The 16013-nt window shown below is 59.7% G+C and carries 11 protein-coding genes and 1 riboswitch; of the genes, 9 read left to right on the forward strand and 2 right to left on the reverse strand.

What is annotated here, in order from left to right:
• Positions 1-203 precede the first annotated feature (203 nt).
• A riboswitch (SAM riboswitch) is annotated at positions 204-279 on the forward strand.
• Positions 280-390: 111 nt separating this feature from the next.
• From metH to C4334_RS02270, 4 genes are all read left to right on the forward strand, one after another.
• Complete coding sequence (gene metH, locus C4334_RS02255) at positions 391-3897, forward strand: methionine synthase (protein ID WP_352430456.1); 3507 nt, start codon at positions 391-393, stop codon at positions 3895-3897.
• An 89-nt stretch (positions 3898-3986) separates the two neighbouring features.
• Complete coding sequence (locus tag C4334_RS02260) at positions 3987-4931, forward strand: lysophospholipid acyltransferase family protein (protein WP_352430457.1); 945 nt, start codon at positions 3987-3989, stop codon at positions 4929-4931.
• 52 nt (positions 4932-4983) lie between these two features.
• On the forward strand, positions 4984-5943 hold the full coding sequence (locus C4334_RS02265; RefSeq protein ID WP_352430458.1) for a diacylglycerol/lipid kinase family protein: 960 nt from the start codon (positions 4984-4986) through the stop codon (positions 5941-5943).
• 593 nt (positions 5944-6536) lie between these two features.
• Positions 6537-6944, forward strand: a complete 408-nt coding sequence (locus C4334_RS02270; RefSeq protein WP_352430459.1) for a hypothetical protein — start codon at positions 6537-6539, stop codon at positions 6942-6944.
• A 252-nt stretch (positions 6945-7196) separates the two neighbouring features.
• Here C4334_RS02270 and aroF read toward each other — a convergent pair whose 3' ends face one another.
• Both aroF and C4334_RS02280 read right to left on the reverse strand, forming a co-directional pair.
• Positions 7197-8213 (reverse strand): 3-deoxy-7-phosphoheptulonate synthase, encoded by a 1017-nt coding sequence (aroF, locus tag C4334_RS02275; RefSeq protein ID WP_352430460.1) that lies wholly within the window; start codon positions 8211-8213, stop codon positions 7197-7199.
• Between the two features lie 55 nt (positions 8214-8268).
• Complete coding sequence (locus C4334_RS02280; protein ID WP_352430461.1) at positions 8269-10326, reverse strand: arginine--tRNA ligase; 2058 nt, start codon at positions 10324-10326, stop codon at positions 8269-8271.
• A 245-nt stretch (positions 10327-10571) separates the two neighbouring features.
• On the opposite strand from C4334_RS02280, the gene C4334_RS02285 reads away from it, so the two are divergent.
• The 5 genes from C4334_RS02285 to folE all read left to right on the forward strand — a co-directional run bounded on the left by C4334_RS02285 (position 10572) and on the right by folE (position 15832).
• On the forward strand, positions 10572-12059 hold the full coding sequence (locus C4334_RS02285; protein ID WP_352430462.1) for an ABC transporter substrate-binding protein/permease: 1488 nt from the start codon (positions 10572-10574) through the stop codon (positions 12057-12059).
• Positions 12056-12796 (forward strand): amino acid ABC transporter ATP-binding protein, encoded by a 741-nt coding sequence (locus tag C4334_RS02290; protein ID WP_352430463.1) that lies wholly within the window; start codon positions 12056-12058, stop codon positions 12794-12796. Before C4334_RS02285 ends, C4334_RS02290 begins: the two co-directional genes overlap by 4 nt.
• Before the next feature lie 213 nt (positions 12797-13009).
• The gene (locus C4334_RS02295) at positions 13010-13810 is read left to right on the forward strand and encodes an SIR2 family NAD-dependent protein deacylase (protein ID WP_352430464.1); all 801 of its coding nucleotides are present in this window, start codon (positions 13010-13012) and stop codon (positions 13808-13810) included.
• Between the two features lie 19 nt (positions 13811-13829).
• The gene (larC, locus tag C4334_RS02300) at positions 13830-15005 is read left to right on the forward strand and encodes a nickel pincer cofactor biosynthesis protein LarC (RefSeq protein WP_352430465.1); all 1176 of its coding nucleotides are present in this window, start codon (positions 13830-13832) and stop codon (positions 15003-15005) included.
• A gap of 197 nt (positions 15006-15202) precedes the next feature.
• Positions 15203-15832: a GTP cyclohydrolase I FolE gene (gene folE, locus C4334_RS02305; protein WP_352430466.1), complete on the forward strand. Its 630-nt coding sequence runs from the start codon at positions 15203-15205 to the stop codon at positions 15830-15832.
• The last annotated feature ends 181 nt before the right edge of the window (positions 15833-16013 follow it).

Here is a 16013-nt window from a genome sequence, read left to right on the forward strand (position 1 = left end):
CCTCAATGAATTGAGGGGGATTACAGCCCACTCGCGCTCCCCCGTTTTTCTAAACTCGCGCTGCGCGATTTTGACGGAGGTGCCAAAGCATTTGTCGCAGTCGGGGCGCGCGTTCGACGATCCTCAATGCCCATTCAATCGATTCAACCCTTCAATTTTCGGACTCGCTTGACACAAACGAGCGAAAAATGGTTCAATGCGAAATTTGATTACGTGGTGATTTAAAGCGACTTGCGGCCACGTAAAACAAGCAGCTAAACAGCTCGGCGCGTCTTTCCGCCGCTCAAGTTCAACGGTTCGAAGATGAGGCGAGAGGCCCTGCGTCGTCCGAGCGCGGGGCTTCTTGGTTTATCGGCACAAGGCGCGTCGGAAAGGGAAACGAACCACAAGATGAAAGATTTCCTCTCGACTCTGTGCGAACGGATCATCGTCTTCGATGGCGCGATGGGGACAAACATTCAGACCAAAGGCCTCACGCCGGACGATTTTCACGGTCTCGATGGTTGCAACGAATACCTAGTCATTTCGCGTCCCGATGTCGTCGCCGAGATTCACGCGAGCTTCTTCGAAGTCGGGTGCGACGTTGTGGAGACCGATTCGTTCGGCTCGACCTCTATCGTGCTCGCCGAATATGACATCGCCGAGCGCGCTTATGAGCTGAACCTGAAAGCCGCACAACTGGCGAAGCGCGTCGCGGCGGATTTTTCGACAAAGGAGCGCCCGCGCTGGGTCGCTGGCTCGATCGGTCCGACCACGAAACTTCCGAGCCTCGGTCATATCAGCCTCCGCGAGATGAAGGCGGCATATGAGGTGCAGGTGCGCGGACTTCTCGATGGCGGGGCCGACATTCTGCTCATCGAGACGTGTCAGGACCTTTTGCAGACCAAAGCCGCGCTGCTTGCTGTCTTCGACTGTTTTGCCGAACTCCGACGGCGCGTCCCCGTTATGGTCCAAGTGACGATCGAGACGACCGGAACGATGCTTCTTGGGACCGAGATCGGCGCGGCGTTAACGGCGATTCAGCCATTCGCCATTGACGTCTTCGGCATGAACTGCGCGACCGGTCCGCAGCAGATGACCGACAACGTTCGCTACCTTTGTCAGAACTCTCCGTTCCCCGTTTCGGTGCTGCCGAACGCCGGAATCCCAGAGAACATCGGCGGGCGCGCCGTTTATCGCGAGACGCCGGAATCCTTTGCCGCGGCCTTGCGACATTTCGCGCGCGACTTCGGCGTTTCGATCGTCGGCGGGTGTTGCGGGACGACGCCCGAGCACCTGCGCGCCGTGGTTGAAGCGGTGCAAGACGTCGTGCCGAAAGAACGGCGCGCTGAATGGACGCCAGCGGCAAGCTCACTCTACATTCAGCAGCCTTATCGTCAAGAGAATTCATTTCTCATCATCGGCGAGAGATTGAACGCTTCCGGCTCGAAGAAGTGTCGCGATCTGCTCAACGCCGAGGATTGGGATGGCCTCGTGTCGCTCGCGCGCGAGCAAGCGCGCGAAGGGGCGCACGTCCTCGACGTCAACGTTGATTACGTCGGGCGCGACGGCGTGCGCGACATGCATGAGCTGGCGTCGCGGCTCGTGACGGGCGTGCAGTTGCCGCTCATGTTCGATTCTACCGATTGGCAGAAGATGGAGGCGGGGCTAGAGCATGCGGGCGGCAAGTGCATCTTGAATTCGACCAACTACGAAGACGGCGAGCCGCGCTTCAAGAAGGTGATCGAACTGGCGAAACGATATGGCGCAGGGGTCGTCATTGGGACGATAGACGAGGAGGGCATGGCGCGCACGGCGGACAAGAAGTTCGAGATCGCGCGCCGCGCATATCGTCAAGCGACCGAGGAGCTGGGCCTGCCGCCTTACGAGATCTTCTTCGATCCGCTGGCGCTGCCGATCTCGACCGGTTCGGAAGAGGACCGGCGCAACGCGGCGGAGACGATCGAAGCCATCCGGCGGATCAAACGTGAGCTTCCTGGATGCTTCACGCTGCTCGGCGTCTCCAACGTCTCGTTCGGCTTGAATCCGGCGGCGCGCGTCGTCTTGAACTCGGTCTTTCTGCACGAAGCGACTGAAGCAGGGCTTGATGCGGCCATCGTTCACGCGGGGAAGATCCTGCCGCTCAGTCGCATCAGCGAGCACGAGCTCGAGGTTGCACGTGAACTCATCTACGACAAGCGCCGGTTCGAAGCAGAGATCTGCACTTATGATCCTTTGGCGGAATTCACCAATCTGTTCGCGGGCGCGACCGCAAAGCGCGAGACGGTGATCGCCGAAGATCTGCCGGTCGAGGAACGCCTCAAGCGGCACATCATCGACGGCGAGAAGATCGGTCTCGAAGAGAACCTACGCCTCGCGCTTGAAAAACATTCGGCGCTTGACATCATCAACAACATCCTGCTCGAAGGGATGAAGGTCGTCGGCGACCTTTTCGGCAGCGGTCAAATGCAGTTGCCCTTCGTCCTTCAATCCGCCGAGGTGATGAAGGCGGCGGTTCGCTTTCTCGAACCCTTCATGGAGCGGAAAGCGACCGACGCGGCCAAAGGAACGATGGTGCTTGCGACGGTCAAAGGCGACGTGCACGACATCGGCAAGAACCTCGTGGACATCATCTTGACGAACAACGGGTATCGCGTCATCAATCTCGGCATCAAGCAGCCGATCGAGAACATCATCAAGGCTTACGAAGAGAGCGGAGCCGATTGCATCGGGATGAGCGGTCTGCTCGTCAAATCGACCGTCATCATGAAGGAGAATCTGGAAGTGCTGAACGAGCGCGGCATCACCGTACCGGTTGTGCTCGGCGGAGCCGCTCTGACGCGTCGTTACGTCGAAGAGGATTTGAAGCCGCTCTACCGCGGGCCGCTCTTCTATGCGCGCGACGCCTTCGACGGATTGCACGTCATGGACATGCTGACGAGCGGAAACGGCAAAACTCAAAAAGAGACCGGAAAAGAGGCGGGCGACGCAGAAGATGTCCCGCTCGCCGAAGAGGCGAAACTGGGCCAGCCACGAAGGACGCGCGCGGCGCGCGTTCGCTCTTCGTGCGCAAGCGCTGCGTCGGATGGACGCCTTCGTTCGGACGTGCGCACGGACGTGCCGATCCCGACCCCGCCTTTTTACGGCTCGCGCGTCGTCGAGGATGTTCCGCTCGATGAGGTCTTCGCTTACGTCAACGAGACGGCGCTCTTCAAAGGGCAATGGCAGTTCAAGCAAGGGCGACGGTCGGCGGAAGAGTATCGCGCCTTCGTCGCCGAACACGTCCGGCCCATCTACGATGAGCTGAAGGAAAGATCCAAACGCGAGCGGTTGCTCGTGCCGCGCGTCGTCTATGGCTATTTCCATTGCCAATCGGAAGGCAACGATCTGATCGTTTATCGGGATGATGGGCGCACGGAGTGGCTTCGTTTCACTTTCCCGCGCCAATCTTCGGGTCGGCGATTGTGTTTGGCCGATTTCTTCGCGGCGAAGGATTCGGGGCGCATCGATGTCGTTGCGTTTCATCTCGTGACGATGGGAAGGCGTGCGAGCGAGTATTCGCGCGAGCTGTTCACGGCGGATCGCTACTCGGAGTACCTGTTGTTTCATGGATTGAGCGTCGAAGCGGCGGAGGCTTTGGCCGAGCTATGGCATAAAAGGATACGCGAAGAGCTGGGGATCGCCGATCGCGATGCCAAAGAATTGAACATGCTCTTTCGTCAAGGATATCAAGGATCGCGCTACAGCTTCGGTTATCCAGCTTGTCCGAACCTCGAAGACCAAGAGAAGCTCTTCGAGCTGCTGGATCCATCGCGCATCGATGTCGAGTTGACCGAGGAGCATCAACTTGACCCGGAGCAATCGACCTCGGCTATCATCGTCCATCACGAAGAGGCCAAATACTTCTCGATCGATTAGCCGGGCTAGGCGTCATCCGCCCGACCGCGCGATCGAAGGAAGCCTCCTCGATTTCGAACGAACCTCTTTTCGCTGAAGTTTAGTTGCAAATGCCTCTGCTCGAAACGGAAGCGCTGACCGAGGATCGGACGCGAAACGTCACGCTGCCATCGGCGCCCAGTTCGCCTTCAGCAGCGGAGTTGGCTGTGCTCTCGCCAATGGAGCGCGCCATCTTCCGACTGGTCCATCGGATGAACGGTGGGCGATGGAAGCTGTTCTGGACATGGTGTCAACGGACGATCGGGGCCGGTTGGATCCATCTGGCGACTTACAACATCATGCGCGTTTACGGGCTGGAAAACCTGCAGCGCATCTCGTCCGAGCGCCCCATCCTGCTCGTTGCCAATCACCGTTCGTTTTTCGATATGTACGCGGTTTCGACCGTCCTCTTCCGTCGGACCGATTGGCCGAAGAAACTCTTCTTTCCAGTGCGCGGCAGGTTCTTCTATCAGTCGCCGCTCGGCGCAGTGGTCAATTTCGTCATGGGCTGGTGGTCCATGTATCCGCCCTTCTTCGCGACGGCGGAAAAGCGCCTCTGGGACGCTTATGCGATGCGTCGTCTGATCGAGCTTTGCCGCGAAGGACGCGGCCACATCGTCGGCTTTCATCCCGAAGGGACGCGCAACAAGGGACTGGACCCATACTCTTTCCTGCCGCCGCAACCCGGCGTTGGGAGACTGATCTTGGAAGCCCGACCACAGGTCGTCCCGGTCTTCGTCGCGGGTCTGTGCAACAGTTTGCCGCGGCAGATCTTGCGCAACTGGACCAACGGCGAAAAGATTCGGGTGCGTTTCGGCACCCCGCTGGATCTGGCGCGCTTTGCCGGACGGCGCGGCGGATTGAAGACCTACAAGGAGATCGCCGATTTCGTCATGAGCAGGATCGCCGAATTGGCCGAAGAGGATAGACGGGAGTACGGATTCTCGAACTGCACCGACTCGCACTCGATCGTCGAACGGGCGCAAGGCGGACAAAGCCGTCGGGAGCGTTTGTAAGCGGTCGAATCTTACCGTGATTAAAAGCGTCAACGAGTCGAGGTAGTTGCTTGTGGGCGTCGAACTTCCGCTTGTGATCGTCAACCCAACCAGCGCTGCGGGGACAACGCGCCGCCGCTGGCCACGTCTTGCGAGCGAACTGCGCACGCATTTCGGCCCGTTCGCTTGCGCTTTCACCACGCGACCTGGCGACGCAGCACGCATCGCCGAAGACGAAGCGCGTTCGGGGCGACGATTGATCATCGCCTGTGGCGGCGATGGGACCATTTCGGAAGTGGCCAACGGGTTGTTGCGTTCGGGGAGCGATGCGGAGTTGGGGATATTGCCGAGCGGCACGGGCGGGGACCTTCGTCGAACGTTGAGGATTCCGAAGCGAACGGCAGATGCGGCGCGCGCCTTGCGCACGGGAAAGACGCGGACGATTGATGTCGGGCGCGCCACGTATATCGCGCCTTCGGGCGAGGAGCAAGAGCGCTTCTTCGTCAACGTCGCTTCATTCGGCATGGGCGGCGAGGTGATCTCGCGACTCAAACGCACAGCGGCTCTTTCCGGACCCGTGACGAAATTGCTCGGCGGGAGGGCAGCGTTCGCCTACTCCATGATGCGCACGGTCTTGAGTTTCACGAGGCCGCGCGTCGCCGTTGCGCTCGACGATGGTCCGGAAGTGCAGTTGGAAGTGCTTAACTTCTGCGTCGCCAACGCGCGCTATTTCGGCGGCGGAATGAAGATCGCCCCGGAAGCGAACATGGTCGATGGCGCGTTTGATATCGTCGTCATCGGCGATATGCCGTCGGCAGAAGTGATCCTCAAAGCTTGCAGCATATACCTCGGCACTCATCTCGGGATTGAACAGGTCCGCGCAGCGCGCGCACGCCGTTGCGTAGCCCGTCCGGTCGAACGCGAGACGAACGTCGGTCTGGAGATAGACGGTGAGACGGCAGGTCGTTTGCCTGCCACCTTCGAAATCATGCCGAAAGCCTTGCGCATCCGCTGCCCACTCCATCGCGATTAGCAAGGCGCATTAACTCTTAAATCTTTCGCCGTTCGCAAAAAGATAAAGCTTCGATGGAAGATCGCATTAATTTTGCGACGACCACCGAATAACTTCCCGGGCACATCCGCCTCGACAGACAGTCCCGAAAAGATCGAGACCTTTTCGATTCAAAGAGAGGTTTCGCGCGGATATTTGTGTCCTTTCAGAGGTTGAGTGAGCTAGACGAGCGGGCAAGAATCGCCTCGCCGGTCTTTTGCCGACGTGAGGAGATTAGCTTGTGTCGCGTTCGCACAAGGGTTCATGCTGCAACGTTTTACCCTAGGGCGTGCTCGTCGCGTCAGCAGATGGGCCGACCCGTTAGCTCATGTCCCATCGTGCCGTCAGCTTGCGTTGCCATTTGACGGAAGCTTCATCCCATTCCATATTTTCGATGCTGAGTGTATAAATCATTCGTGGCGAGCCGGTCGTGACAGCTCGTCCGTGCCGTCTCGCCCAAGAGAACGCTCTTTTGTCGCGTTTTTTGCCCGAAAGGGCTCGTCCTTAGATCGTCGCATTGAGCGGGAAGCTCTTTGAACCCTCGATCAAGGCGCTTGGCCAGAAAGGAGCCCAACATGAAATTCTTCCTCGACAACCTCGAACTCATCTTGAGTCTCGCTGGTCTTCTCGTTATCTGGTCGATACCGTCATTTGTTTTTCGTGGGCACGACATTTGGAAAGTGACGGCAGCAACGGCCATCACCGTTGGCTTGTTGCATGGCGTGATCTTCTGGTTGGTCCGCCGACGCCAAAGGAAAGTGAGGCGCGAGTCGATCAAGGAACTGCAGATGATGTTGCGCGATGTGGTTAACAATCAATTGACGATCATCATGGCGAGCGCTTCGCGTCCTGATCCGAAGAGCATGGAGCGGGTTCAAAGCTCGGTGCAGCGCATCTCGGATCTGCTCAACACGTTATCAGAAGAATCCTTGTCGGGTTGGAAGGAGAGGTATAAACGAGCGTTCGAACAGATGAGCACGTGACGAAGCGATCGGGTGCGGAACGAATTGAAGGCGTATCAACGGAGGACAACCCCCCGACCTCTGCGCAAGCGCGATGGAGCGATCGGGTGCGGAACGAGCTGAAGGGCGTCTTCACGGTGGTCATGCCGCGGACGAAAGCCCAAGCGGTCTCTTCGTCGGGCTGAAGAGCGGTTCTCACTCGATTCACGCGCTGCGTCGTTTACTGTGCGAGCGCCATCTCTTCATCGGGTTGAAGGGCGATCTTTGCAGCGGTCATGCGCTCACCGGTGCCAACAGCTCGTAAATGGCGCGCGCCTCGCCTACAAGTTGCTCGTACTGCGCGGGCGTCAACGCCTGCGAGCCGTCCGACAGCGCCAACTCCGGATGGTGATGCACCTCGATCATCAACCCATCGGCGCCGGCGGCAACCGCCGCGCGCGCAAGCGGCGTCACCATGTAGCTTTTGCCCGTGCCGTGCGATGGATCGACGATTACCGGCAGATGCGAGATGCGCCGCACGGCGGGCACTGCCGCCAAGTCGAGCGTGTTGCGCGAGTGCTGTGCGAAGGTGCGAATGCCACGCTCGCATAAGATGACGTTGTAGTTGCCTTCGGCCATGATGTATTCGGCGGCGAGCAGCCATTCGTCGAGCGTCGCCGCCATGCCGCGTTTGAGCAGCACGGGAAGATGAGAACGCCCGACGCGCTTGAGCAGCGAAAAGTTCTGCATGTTGCGCGCTCCGACTTGAATCACGTCGCCGTAGCGCTCGATCAAATCGACGCCGTGCTCATCGAGCGCTTCGGTGACGATCTTCAATCCATACGCTTGGCGCACTTCGGCTAAGATCTTCAATCCCTCCTCGCCTAAACCCTGAAAAGCATATGGCGAGGTCCGTGGTTTGAAAGCCCCGCCGCGAAAGAAGCGTGCGCCGCTGCGCCGGACCACTTCGGCGACGGCGAACGCTTGTTCGCGGCTCTCAACCGCACATGGTCCAGCGATGATCGCCAGCTCTTCTCCGCCGATGGTGGCATCGCCTAAGCGAACCACGGTCTTTTCGGGGCGCAGGTCGAGCGTGATCAACTTGTACGGCTTGGTGACGCGAATGGCTTCGGCCACGCCGGGCATGCTCTCGAATCGAGTCGGGTCGAGCGGCCCTTGGTTTCCGGTGATGCCGATGGCCGTGCGGTGTGCGCCCGGCAGAACGTGGGGGCGCAATCCCATTTCGGTAATAACGCGCGCGACCGCCTCGATCTCGCTTTCGGTCGCATCCGCTTTCATGACGATGAGCATCTTCGTCTCTCTCCGCTGTGAAAACTCTGTTCGGGGCTTTTTCGTCGCGCCGACGTCACATCTTTTCCGGCACCTCAATGCCGAGCGTCCCCAACGCAGCGACAAGCCTGTTGCGCGCAAGTTTGGCGATGGCGATCAGAACCGCTTGTCGGGTCTCGTCCTCTTCGCTGATGATACGGTGACGATGGTAGAAGAGGTTGAAAGCTTTCGCCAATTGGAAAGCGTACTTCGCTAAGTGGGCCGGTTCTTCCATCGCCGCCGCTTGTGCCGTCACCTCTTCGAGGCGCGCGGCGAGCATCACCAAAGACCACAGTTCGTCGCCGGCGTCGCCGTCGAAGACGCGCCGCAACGCTTCTGCCGCTTCCTTGTCCTCGACGGCACGGCGCATCAGCTTTTCGGCTTGCGCCATCTTCTCGGCATCGAGTTTACGGAAGATGGAGCCGGCGCGCACCGCCGCGTACTGACAGTAAGGGCCGGTCTCGCCGTCGAATGAGAGCGCCTCTTTGAAATCGAAGGCGATTACGGAGTTGCGCGTCCATTTCAAGAGGAAATAGCGCAACGCGCCGACGGCGATCTGATGCGCCACCGTTGATTTCTCCTCTTCGGTTAAGTCGGCGTGGCGCGCTTCGACTTCACGCCGCGCTCCGGCTTCCAATCGATTGATTAGATCATCGGCTTTGACGCCCAAGCCTTTACGCCCGCTCATCTCGATGAATGGACGGGCGCGGTCTTCATCGCTCAATTGGATGCCGAGTTCGGCGCAAGCGGCGGGACTGAGGGCGACCATTTCGTAAGCGAGATGGATGCTCGCTTTCTCTCCCGCTTCGGGAGCGAGCACGGCCACTGCCCGTCGAACGACCTCTTGTGTGTAGGATTGGCGCGCGTCGATCACGTTATAAACGATCGCTCCGCCGCCGAACTTCGGCGCCAACGGATCGTGTTCACGCGCGTCGCTCGTCGTCACCCAGACGGTATGGCCGTTCGGATAGATGCGAAAAGGCTTGTAATAGAAATCTAGTCCGAGAAGCCCAAGTTTCCAGAGTTGATAAGCGATATCCTTGCCGGCATAGGTGACCGTGCCGTTTGAGCGGACCAGTATTTTGTCCGCTTCGTGCTCCTCCGTCCCTTTGTGCAGGTCGGTTGGCATGACCCAGCAGCCGGCATTTCTCCCTTCGGTTTCGTAGCGCACGACGCCCGCTTGTTTCAATCGCTCGAAGGCGCGCTCCCAAAAGTGTAGATGAAGGATCTCGGATTCGCGCGGCAACACATCGTACTCAATGCCGAGCCGTTCCATCGTCTTCAGGTGACAGGCGACAATGCGCATCGAAACGTACTCGGCCAGTTCGGCTACATCATTGCCGCCCGCCTCAATAGCGTGAAGAACCTCGGCGCGCAAGCGTAGCTTGTCCGCATCTTCCGGCCCATCTGGATCGCCGTTTCGATAGAAAAGTCCGACGCGGGCGTAAAGGTCCCAGCAGTAGTAATCGAACGGGCGATCTGGCGGAAGCGCTTGGTCCAAGGCGCGCACATCTGGCAACGTCATCCGTTCAAGGTGAATGAAGCCGACCACCGTGTCGGCAACCTGCACGCCCGTGTTGTCGATGTAGTTTTGGACTTCGACGCGCTCGCCCACAGCGCGCAGGAGGCGGACGAAAGCATCGCCCAGCACGGCGTTGCGCAGGTGGCCGATGTGGGCCGCCTTGTTCGGGTTGATGTTCGTGTGCTCAACGATCCTTTTCGCTCGATCGGTCTCTTCGACCGGTTCGCCAAATGGAGCTTTTGCGCTGAGCGTTGCCAGCAAGGTGGCCCGGTCGAAGAAGACGTTTAAGTATCCGGCGCCTGCCACTTCCACGCGCTGGACGGCGGCAACATCCTCGAGGGTTGAGCGGAGTTCTTCGGCGATTTGACGCGGGGCGCGCTTTTCGCCCGTCGTTTGCTTGATCCTTCTGGCGAGCTCGAAGGCGACTGGAAAGGCCAGATCGCCGAGTTCGACGCGCGGCGGAACTTCTGTGACGATCTGTTCGAGCGCGATGCCAAACCGTTCGCGCGCCGCACGCGCAAGGCGCATGCGCAATTCGGTTTGCAGCTTCTGCAAAGTGGATTCTGTGCTCATTTCGACGTCGTTTGCGGAAAAGAACTAATTTTAAGGCGCGCGCAGGCGAGAGGGCAAGCCACGCCGCGCCCGACATAGAGAACGCGGCGGCGAACATCACACCGATGGCGATCTGCGCTGCGCCCGAGCCGCTTTTTCTCTTTCATCCACAGCCCGTAGTTTGTAATATACCGTGCTGTGCTGAAAGGGCCGAAATCGAAGCGCCAAAGGGGCGCTGCGGATCGAGTTCGTCGAGGAGTCATGCTTTGAGCGGGAGAAAGCAGCGGGGCGTCGTTGCCCTTTACCTCGTGATTTTGTGCGCCGTCTCCGGACAGGCGCAAAAGGTCTTGCGGTGGGGTGCAGATCCGAGCGGCGGCGCGCCTTACGTCTTCACTGATCCGGCCAATCCAAACCAATACATCGGATACGAAAAAGAGATGATCGAAGCGCTGGCCGCGCACATGGGGCGTCGGCCTGTGATGGTGGCCACTGATTGGGAAGCGATCGTGCCAGCGCTCGAACGAGGCGAATTCGACATCATCGTCAACGGATTGGAGCCGACCGAGGACCGCGCCGCGCGCATACTCTTCAGCAAGCCCTACTACGTCTTCAACCTGCAACTCACCGTTCGCCGCGAAGAGCGCCGGATCACCTCGCTGGAAGATTGTCGGGATAAATTGGTCGGCACGCTCGGCAATACGGCTGCCTCGCGTCTGTTAGCAGAGCGAAGGGTGCCGTTTCGCGGCTACGCTGATCCGGTCGCCGCTTACCGCGATTTAGAACTCGGGCGTCTCGATGCTGTGCTCATGGACGTGCCGATGGAAGCCTATTATGCACGCGACAATCCGCGCTTGCGGCCGGTTGGCCCACCCTTTAGAGGTGGCGTCTATGTCGTCGGTTTGCGCCGAGGCGACGAAGCCTTGAAAGCCGAGATCGACGCTGCCATCGATGCGATCATGCGCGATGGAACCTTGGAGCGGATCTTGCGCCGATGGAATTTGTGGGATGAAGCGCAAGCCGAACTTCATGCGGCCATGCGCAGAGGAGAAGGGGTAAGCTACACGATGACCGCCGCGTCTTTCAACTGGAGCGATGCGCTGGAGCGGCTGGCGCGGGCGGCGGTCGTCACGGTCGCGCTCGCTTTCGGGGCGATGTTCATCGCGCTTGTGCTGGGGTTGCTGTTAGCCATCGGGCAATCAAAAGGCAGTGGCTGGCTGAGCGCTCTGTGCACGGCCTATATCGAGTTCTTTCGCGGCACGCCCGTGCTCGTGCAATTGCTCTTCCTCTACTTCGGCTTGCCGCAAATCGGCGTGGCATTGCCCGGATGGTTGACGGCGCTCGTCGGACTCGGTCTCAACTACGCAGCGTATGAGTCGCAAGTCTATCGCGCAGCTTTGGAAGCTGTACCACGCGGTCAATGGGAGGCGGCCTATTCGTTGGGGATGAGTTCGGTGCTCGCCTTTCGACGCATCGTGTTGCCGCAAGCATTGCGCGTTGCGCTGCCGCCAATGACCAACGATTTCGTTTCGCTTTTCAAAGATACGTCCGTCGCGTTTGCTATTTCGGTCTGGGAGTTGGCGACTGCTTACCGCGAGCTGGCGAATGCAACGGGCGAATTCCTCTTGCTCGGCGCGGTGGTATCAGCCTTCTATCTGGCGATGAGTTTGCCGCTGGCCCACGCCGCTCGCCGACTCGAACAGCGACAAGCGCGCCGTCGGGCGTTGCAACTTCAGGCGGCGGAGGTGATGACGTGATCCGCGCGCGAAACCTCTACAAGAGCAAGGACGGCAAACCGATCTTGCGCGGCGTCAGTTTCGAGGTCGCTTCCGGTACGACGCTCGGCATCATCGGCGCATCGGGAAGCGGCAAGACGACGCTTTTGCGTTGTTTGAACGGCTTGGAGCGCATCGACCGCGGTGCCATCGAATGCGGCGACATCAGGCTTGACGCCAACCTGTCCGATGCCGAATACGAACGGCGCGCTCGAGCGCTGCGCCGACAAGTCGGCATGGTCTTTCAACATCTGCATTTGTTCCCGCATCTGAGCGTGCTTGGAAACATCATGGAAGCGCCCATTCACGTGCTTGGGAGGCGCCGGAGCGAAGTCGAGCGCGAGGCGCAAGAGTTGCTCGCCGAGATCGGATTGCAAGGCTTGGCTCACCGTTATCCGGAATCCCTTTCGGGCGGCGAGCAACAGCGCGTGGCGATCGTGCGCGCGCTCGTCATGCGCCCTGAAGTGCTGTTATTCGATGAACCGACCAGCGCGCTCGATCCGCAGCGAAGCGCGAACGTGCGCGCTCTTTTGCGCCGTTTCGTTGCGCAGGGCCATACGATGATCGTCGTTTCGCATTCGATCCGCTTCCTCGAAGACTTAGCCGACCACCTACTTTACATCGAAAGCGGCGAGGTGATCGAGCACGACCGCGCAAAAGAGCTTCTCTACGCGCCGAAAGATGTCAGGACGCAGGATTTTTTGCGCCAAGCGCGTTGAGCAAGGGCAAAGATCGAGACGTCGCCAACACATCTGTTGCAAGTTGAGCATTCCGAAATCGGACTTCGGGCGGCGGGAGGCTGAGCGATCCTTCTGCCGATTCGAGTGACGCCCCTCTCCGAGAAATTCTCTGCGCGACGCAGCGTCGCACAAGGAGCGGATCGCTTCCTTGACAGCTCGGCGGAGCGCTCTGCTACCATCATCCTTCTTGCGATGCATCGAGCCTTTGAACAAGCTATTTCGGCGCGCTTGCGCGAGCGTTTGAAAACGGCGCAGCGCGTTTTCGTTTTGACCGGGGCAGGCGTATCGGCAGAATCGGGCGTGCCCACTTTTCGCGGTGGTGGCGGCGCGGTCGTTTGGAAAGGGATGCCGTTTAGCGTCATCTCTTCGGCGATCATGGTCGAGCAAGACCTTTTGGAAGTGTGGGCGTGGTTTGACTATCGGCGCGCCATCGTCGAACAAGCGCAACCAAATCCAGCACATTTGACGCTTGCGCGTTGGCAAGATGTTTTCGCCGAGTTTACGCTGGCCACGCAGAACGTAGACGGATTACACGAGCTTGCCGGTTCGCGCGACGTCTTGGAGCTTCACGGCCAAATATGGCGCGCGCGTTGCTTGAAATGCAGCGCGCGGAGAGACTTGCGGACCGAAGATACGGGCGAACGACCACCGAAATGTCGCGCTTGCGGCGGCGAAATGCGCCCTGATGTCGTGCTCTTCGGCGAATTTTTGCCGACCGAGGTTTTCGCGCAAGCCGGGCGAGCCGCGCGCCAGTGCGACGTTTGCTTCGTCATCGGGACCTCGGCCATCGTCTATCCGGCAGCCATGTTGCCGGAGATGGCGCGCGATGCGGGCGCGTTTCTCGTCGAGATCAACCCGGAAGAGACTCCGCTCTCCAGCATCTGTCACGAATCTTTGCGCGGGCGCGCTGGCGATCTGCTTCCGCTGCTGGATCGCGTCGTAAATCGGCCAACGATGAGAGCGCAAGGCGAGACTGCAAACAAGGCGAAATGACCTTACGGGTTCGCGAATAATGATGAGAACCTTATACTTCGACTGCTTTGCCGGCGCGAGCGGCGACATGATCTTGGGCGCGTTGGTTGCCGCTGGACTCGAGCCGCAAATTTTGCGCGAGCGTTTGGCGCTGCTCGGCGTTTCCGGATACGACTTGGATTTTCGCCCAGTGGATCGCTCCGGAATCAGTTGCATGCGCGTCGAGGTACGCACGAGCGAGGCGAAAGCGCATCGCCATTTGAGCGACGTGCTCCGCATCATCGGCGAATCGCGATTGAGCGACGATGTGAAGGCGCGCGCATCGCTTATCTTCACGCGCTTGGGAGAGGCCGAGGCGCGCGTTCACAACGTGCCCGTCGAACGCATACACTTCCATGAAGTGGGCGCGCTCGATGCCATTGTTGATGTGGTCGGCGCCTGCATCGGATTTGAAGCCCTTGGCATCGAGCGATTCGTCGCTTCTCCGCTTCACGTCGGGCGCGGAACGGTCGAGATGGCGCACGGGCGTTTCCCCGTTCCGCCGCCAGCGGTGGTCGAATTATTGCGCGGCGCACCCATCTATGCGACTGATATCGAGGGCGAATTGGTCACACCGACAGGCGCGGCCATCATCAGCACGGTTTGCGATTCATACGGACCGATGCCCATCATCAAGCTCGATGGTTTCGGCTACGGCGCTGGCGCACGCGAATATAGAAGGTTTCCGAATGCGCTCCGCGTGCTGATCGGCGAAGCCCCGGGCGAGGCGGCAAGCGAACGGCTGTTCATGTTGGAGACCAACGTCGATGACGCTTCGCCACAGCTTCTCGGCCACTTGATGGAAAGGGTCCTTCAGGCCGGAGCGCTTGATTGCTTCTTCACGCCCGCACAGATGAAGAAGAACCGTCCCGGAGTGTTGATCTCTGTGCTCTGCCGTGTGCAGGACAAAGAGCGCATGATGGAGTTGCTCTTCAAAGAGACGACGACGCTCGGCGTGAGGGCGCACGAAGTCGAACGACGGGCGCTCGAGCGCGCTTCGCTCGATGTGGAGACGCCATACGGACCGGTGGCGATCAAGGTCGCCCGTCTGCATGGGAGGATCATCGGCGGCACGCCCGAATACGAGCGGTGTCGCGCGGTGGCTGAAAGATGTGGTGTGCCGCTGCGCGAGGTGGAAGCGGCTGCGCGCGCCGCCTTCTCCAAGTTAGTCTCCTGATAAACAAAGCCAGCTCTTGGCGAGCACGAAACGATTCCTTTGCGACGAAGGGAGACAGCCACTGGTGAGCGCGGGCCGAACAGTTAGTCGTAGGCTATCAACCCAACTGCCGAAGACGGCTCTTGGCGAGCGTGGCCCGAATAGCCTGATTCTCGTCGGAGTCTGAGCGCGTTTCGCTTGATGGGAGAGCATAGAGGATGAACACGCAATTTTCTGCAACGGAACCGGACGAAGAGGTCGTCGAAGCGCCTGTGCGGCGCCAAGTCGATCTCGACAAGATCGCGCAAGGCGTACGCTTGATTCTCGAAGGGATCGGCGAGGATCCCGATCGGCCCGGTCTTCGCCGCACACCGCAGCGCGTGGCCGAAATGTATGCCGAGCTGACCGCGGGCATGGATGAAGATCCACAAGAGTACATCGTGCCGTTGCCCGGCGATACGCACGACGAGATGGTGATCGTCAAAGACATCCAAATCGCTTCGCTCTGCGAACATCATCTTGCGCCGTTCGTCGGGCGCTGCCACATCGCCTACATCCCGAAAGATGGTCGCATCGTCGGGCTGTCGAAACTGGCCCGGCTCGCCGATACCTTCGCGCGGCGGTTGCAGGTTCAAGAGCGTCTGACATCGCAGATCGCTGACACGCTCTACGAAGCTTTAAAGCCGGTCGGCGTGATGGTCGTCATCGAGGCTGAGCACACTTGCATGACCGTGCGCGGCGTCAAAAAGCCGGGATCGCTCACCATCACCTCAGCCATTCGCGGCGGCTTCCGCAAAGATCAGCGGACGCGCGCTGAAGCGATGGCGCTCATCAAGGGAAAAGTTTGATCGCATGTTCGCAAACCGGAGAAGCGGCGTGGATGCGCTGGTCCACACGGGTTTGTCAAGGGAAGAGGTTCAATTGCGTGCTCATCATGACCGCTCCGGGCGGCGAAGCGAGAGGCGGTTGCCACGGACGGCGCCACCCTCGCCGATACCGCGCAAGCTCGTCCGCGAGAGATTTTCCGAG

The sequence above is a fragment of the Pyrinomonas sp. genome (assembly GCF_040289685.1).
GTDB lineage: Bacteria > Acidobacteriota > Blastocatellia > Pyrinomonadales > Pyrinomonadaceae > Pyrinomonas.

Excerpts from the sequence above, each read along its gene's own strand:
- C4334_RS02260 (WP_352430457.1), top strand. The coding sequence starts at position 3,987 with ATGCCTCTGCTCGAAACGGAAGCGCTGACCGAGGATCGGACGCGAAAC.
- C4334_RS02295 (WP_352430464.1), top strand. The coding sequence starts at position 13,010 with ATGCATCGAGCCTTTGAACAAGCTATTTCGGCGCGCTTGCGCGAGCGT.
- C4334_RS02270 (WP_352430459.1), top strand. The coding sequence starts at position 6,537 with ATGAAATTCTTCCTCGACAACCTCGAACTCATCTTGAGTCTCGCTGGT.
- aroF (WP_352430460.1), bottom strand. The coding sequence starts at position 8,213 with ATGCTCATCGTCATGAAAGCGGATGCGACCGAAAGCGAGATCGAGGCG.
- C4334_RS02280 (WP_352430461.1), bottom strand. The coding sequence starts at position 10,326 with ATGAGCACAGAATCCACTTTGCAGAAGCTGCAAACCGAATTGCGCATG.
- folE (WP_352430466.1), top strand. The coding sequence starts at position 15,203 with ATGAACACGCAATTTTCTGCAACGGAACCGGACGAAGAGGTCGTCGAA.
- larC (WP_352430465.1), top strand. The coding sequence starts at position 13,830 with ATGATGAGAACCTTATACTTCGACTGCTTTGCCGGCGCGAGCGGCGAC.
- metH (WP_352430456.1), top strand. The coding sequence starts at position 391 with ATGAAAGATTTCCTCTCGACTCTGTGCGAACGGATCATCGTCTTCGAT.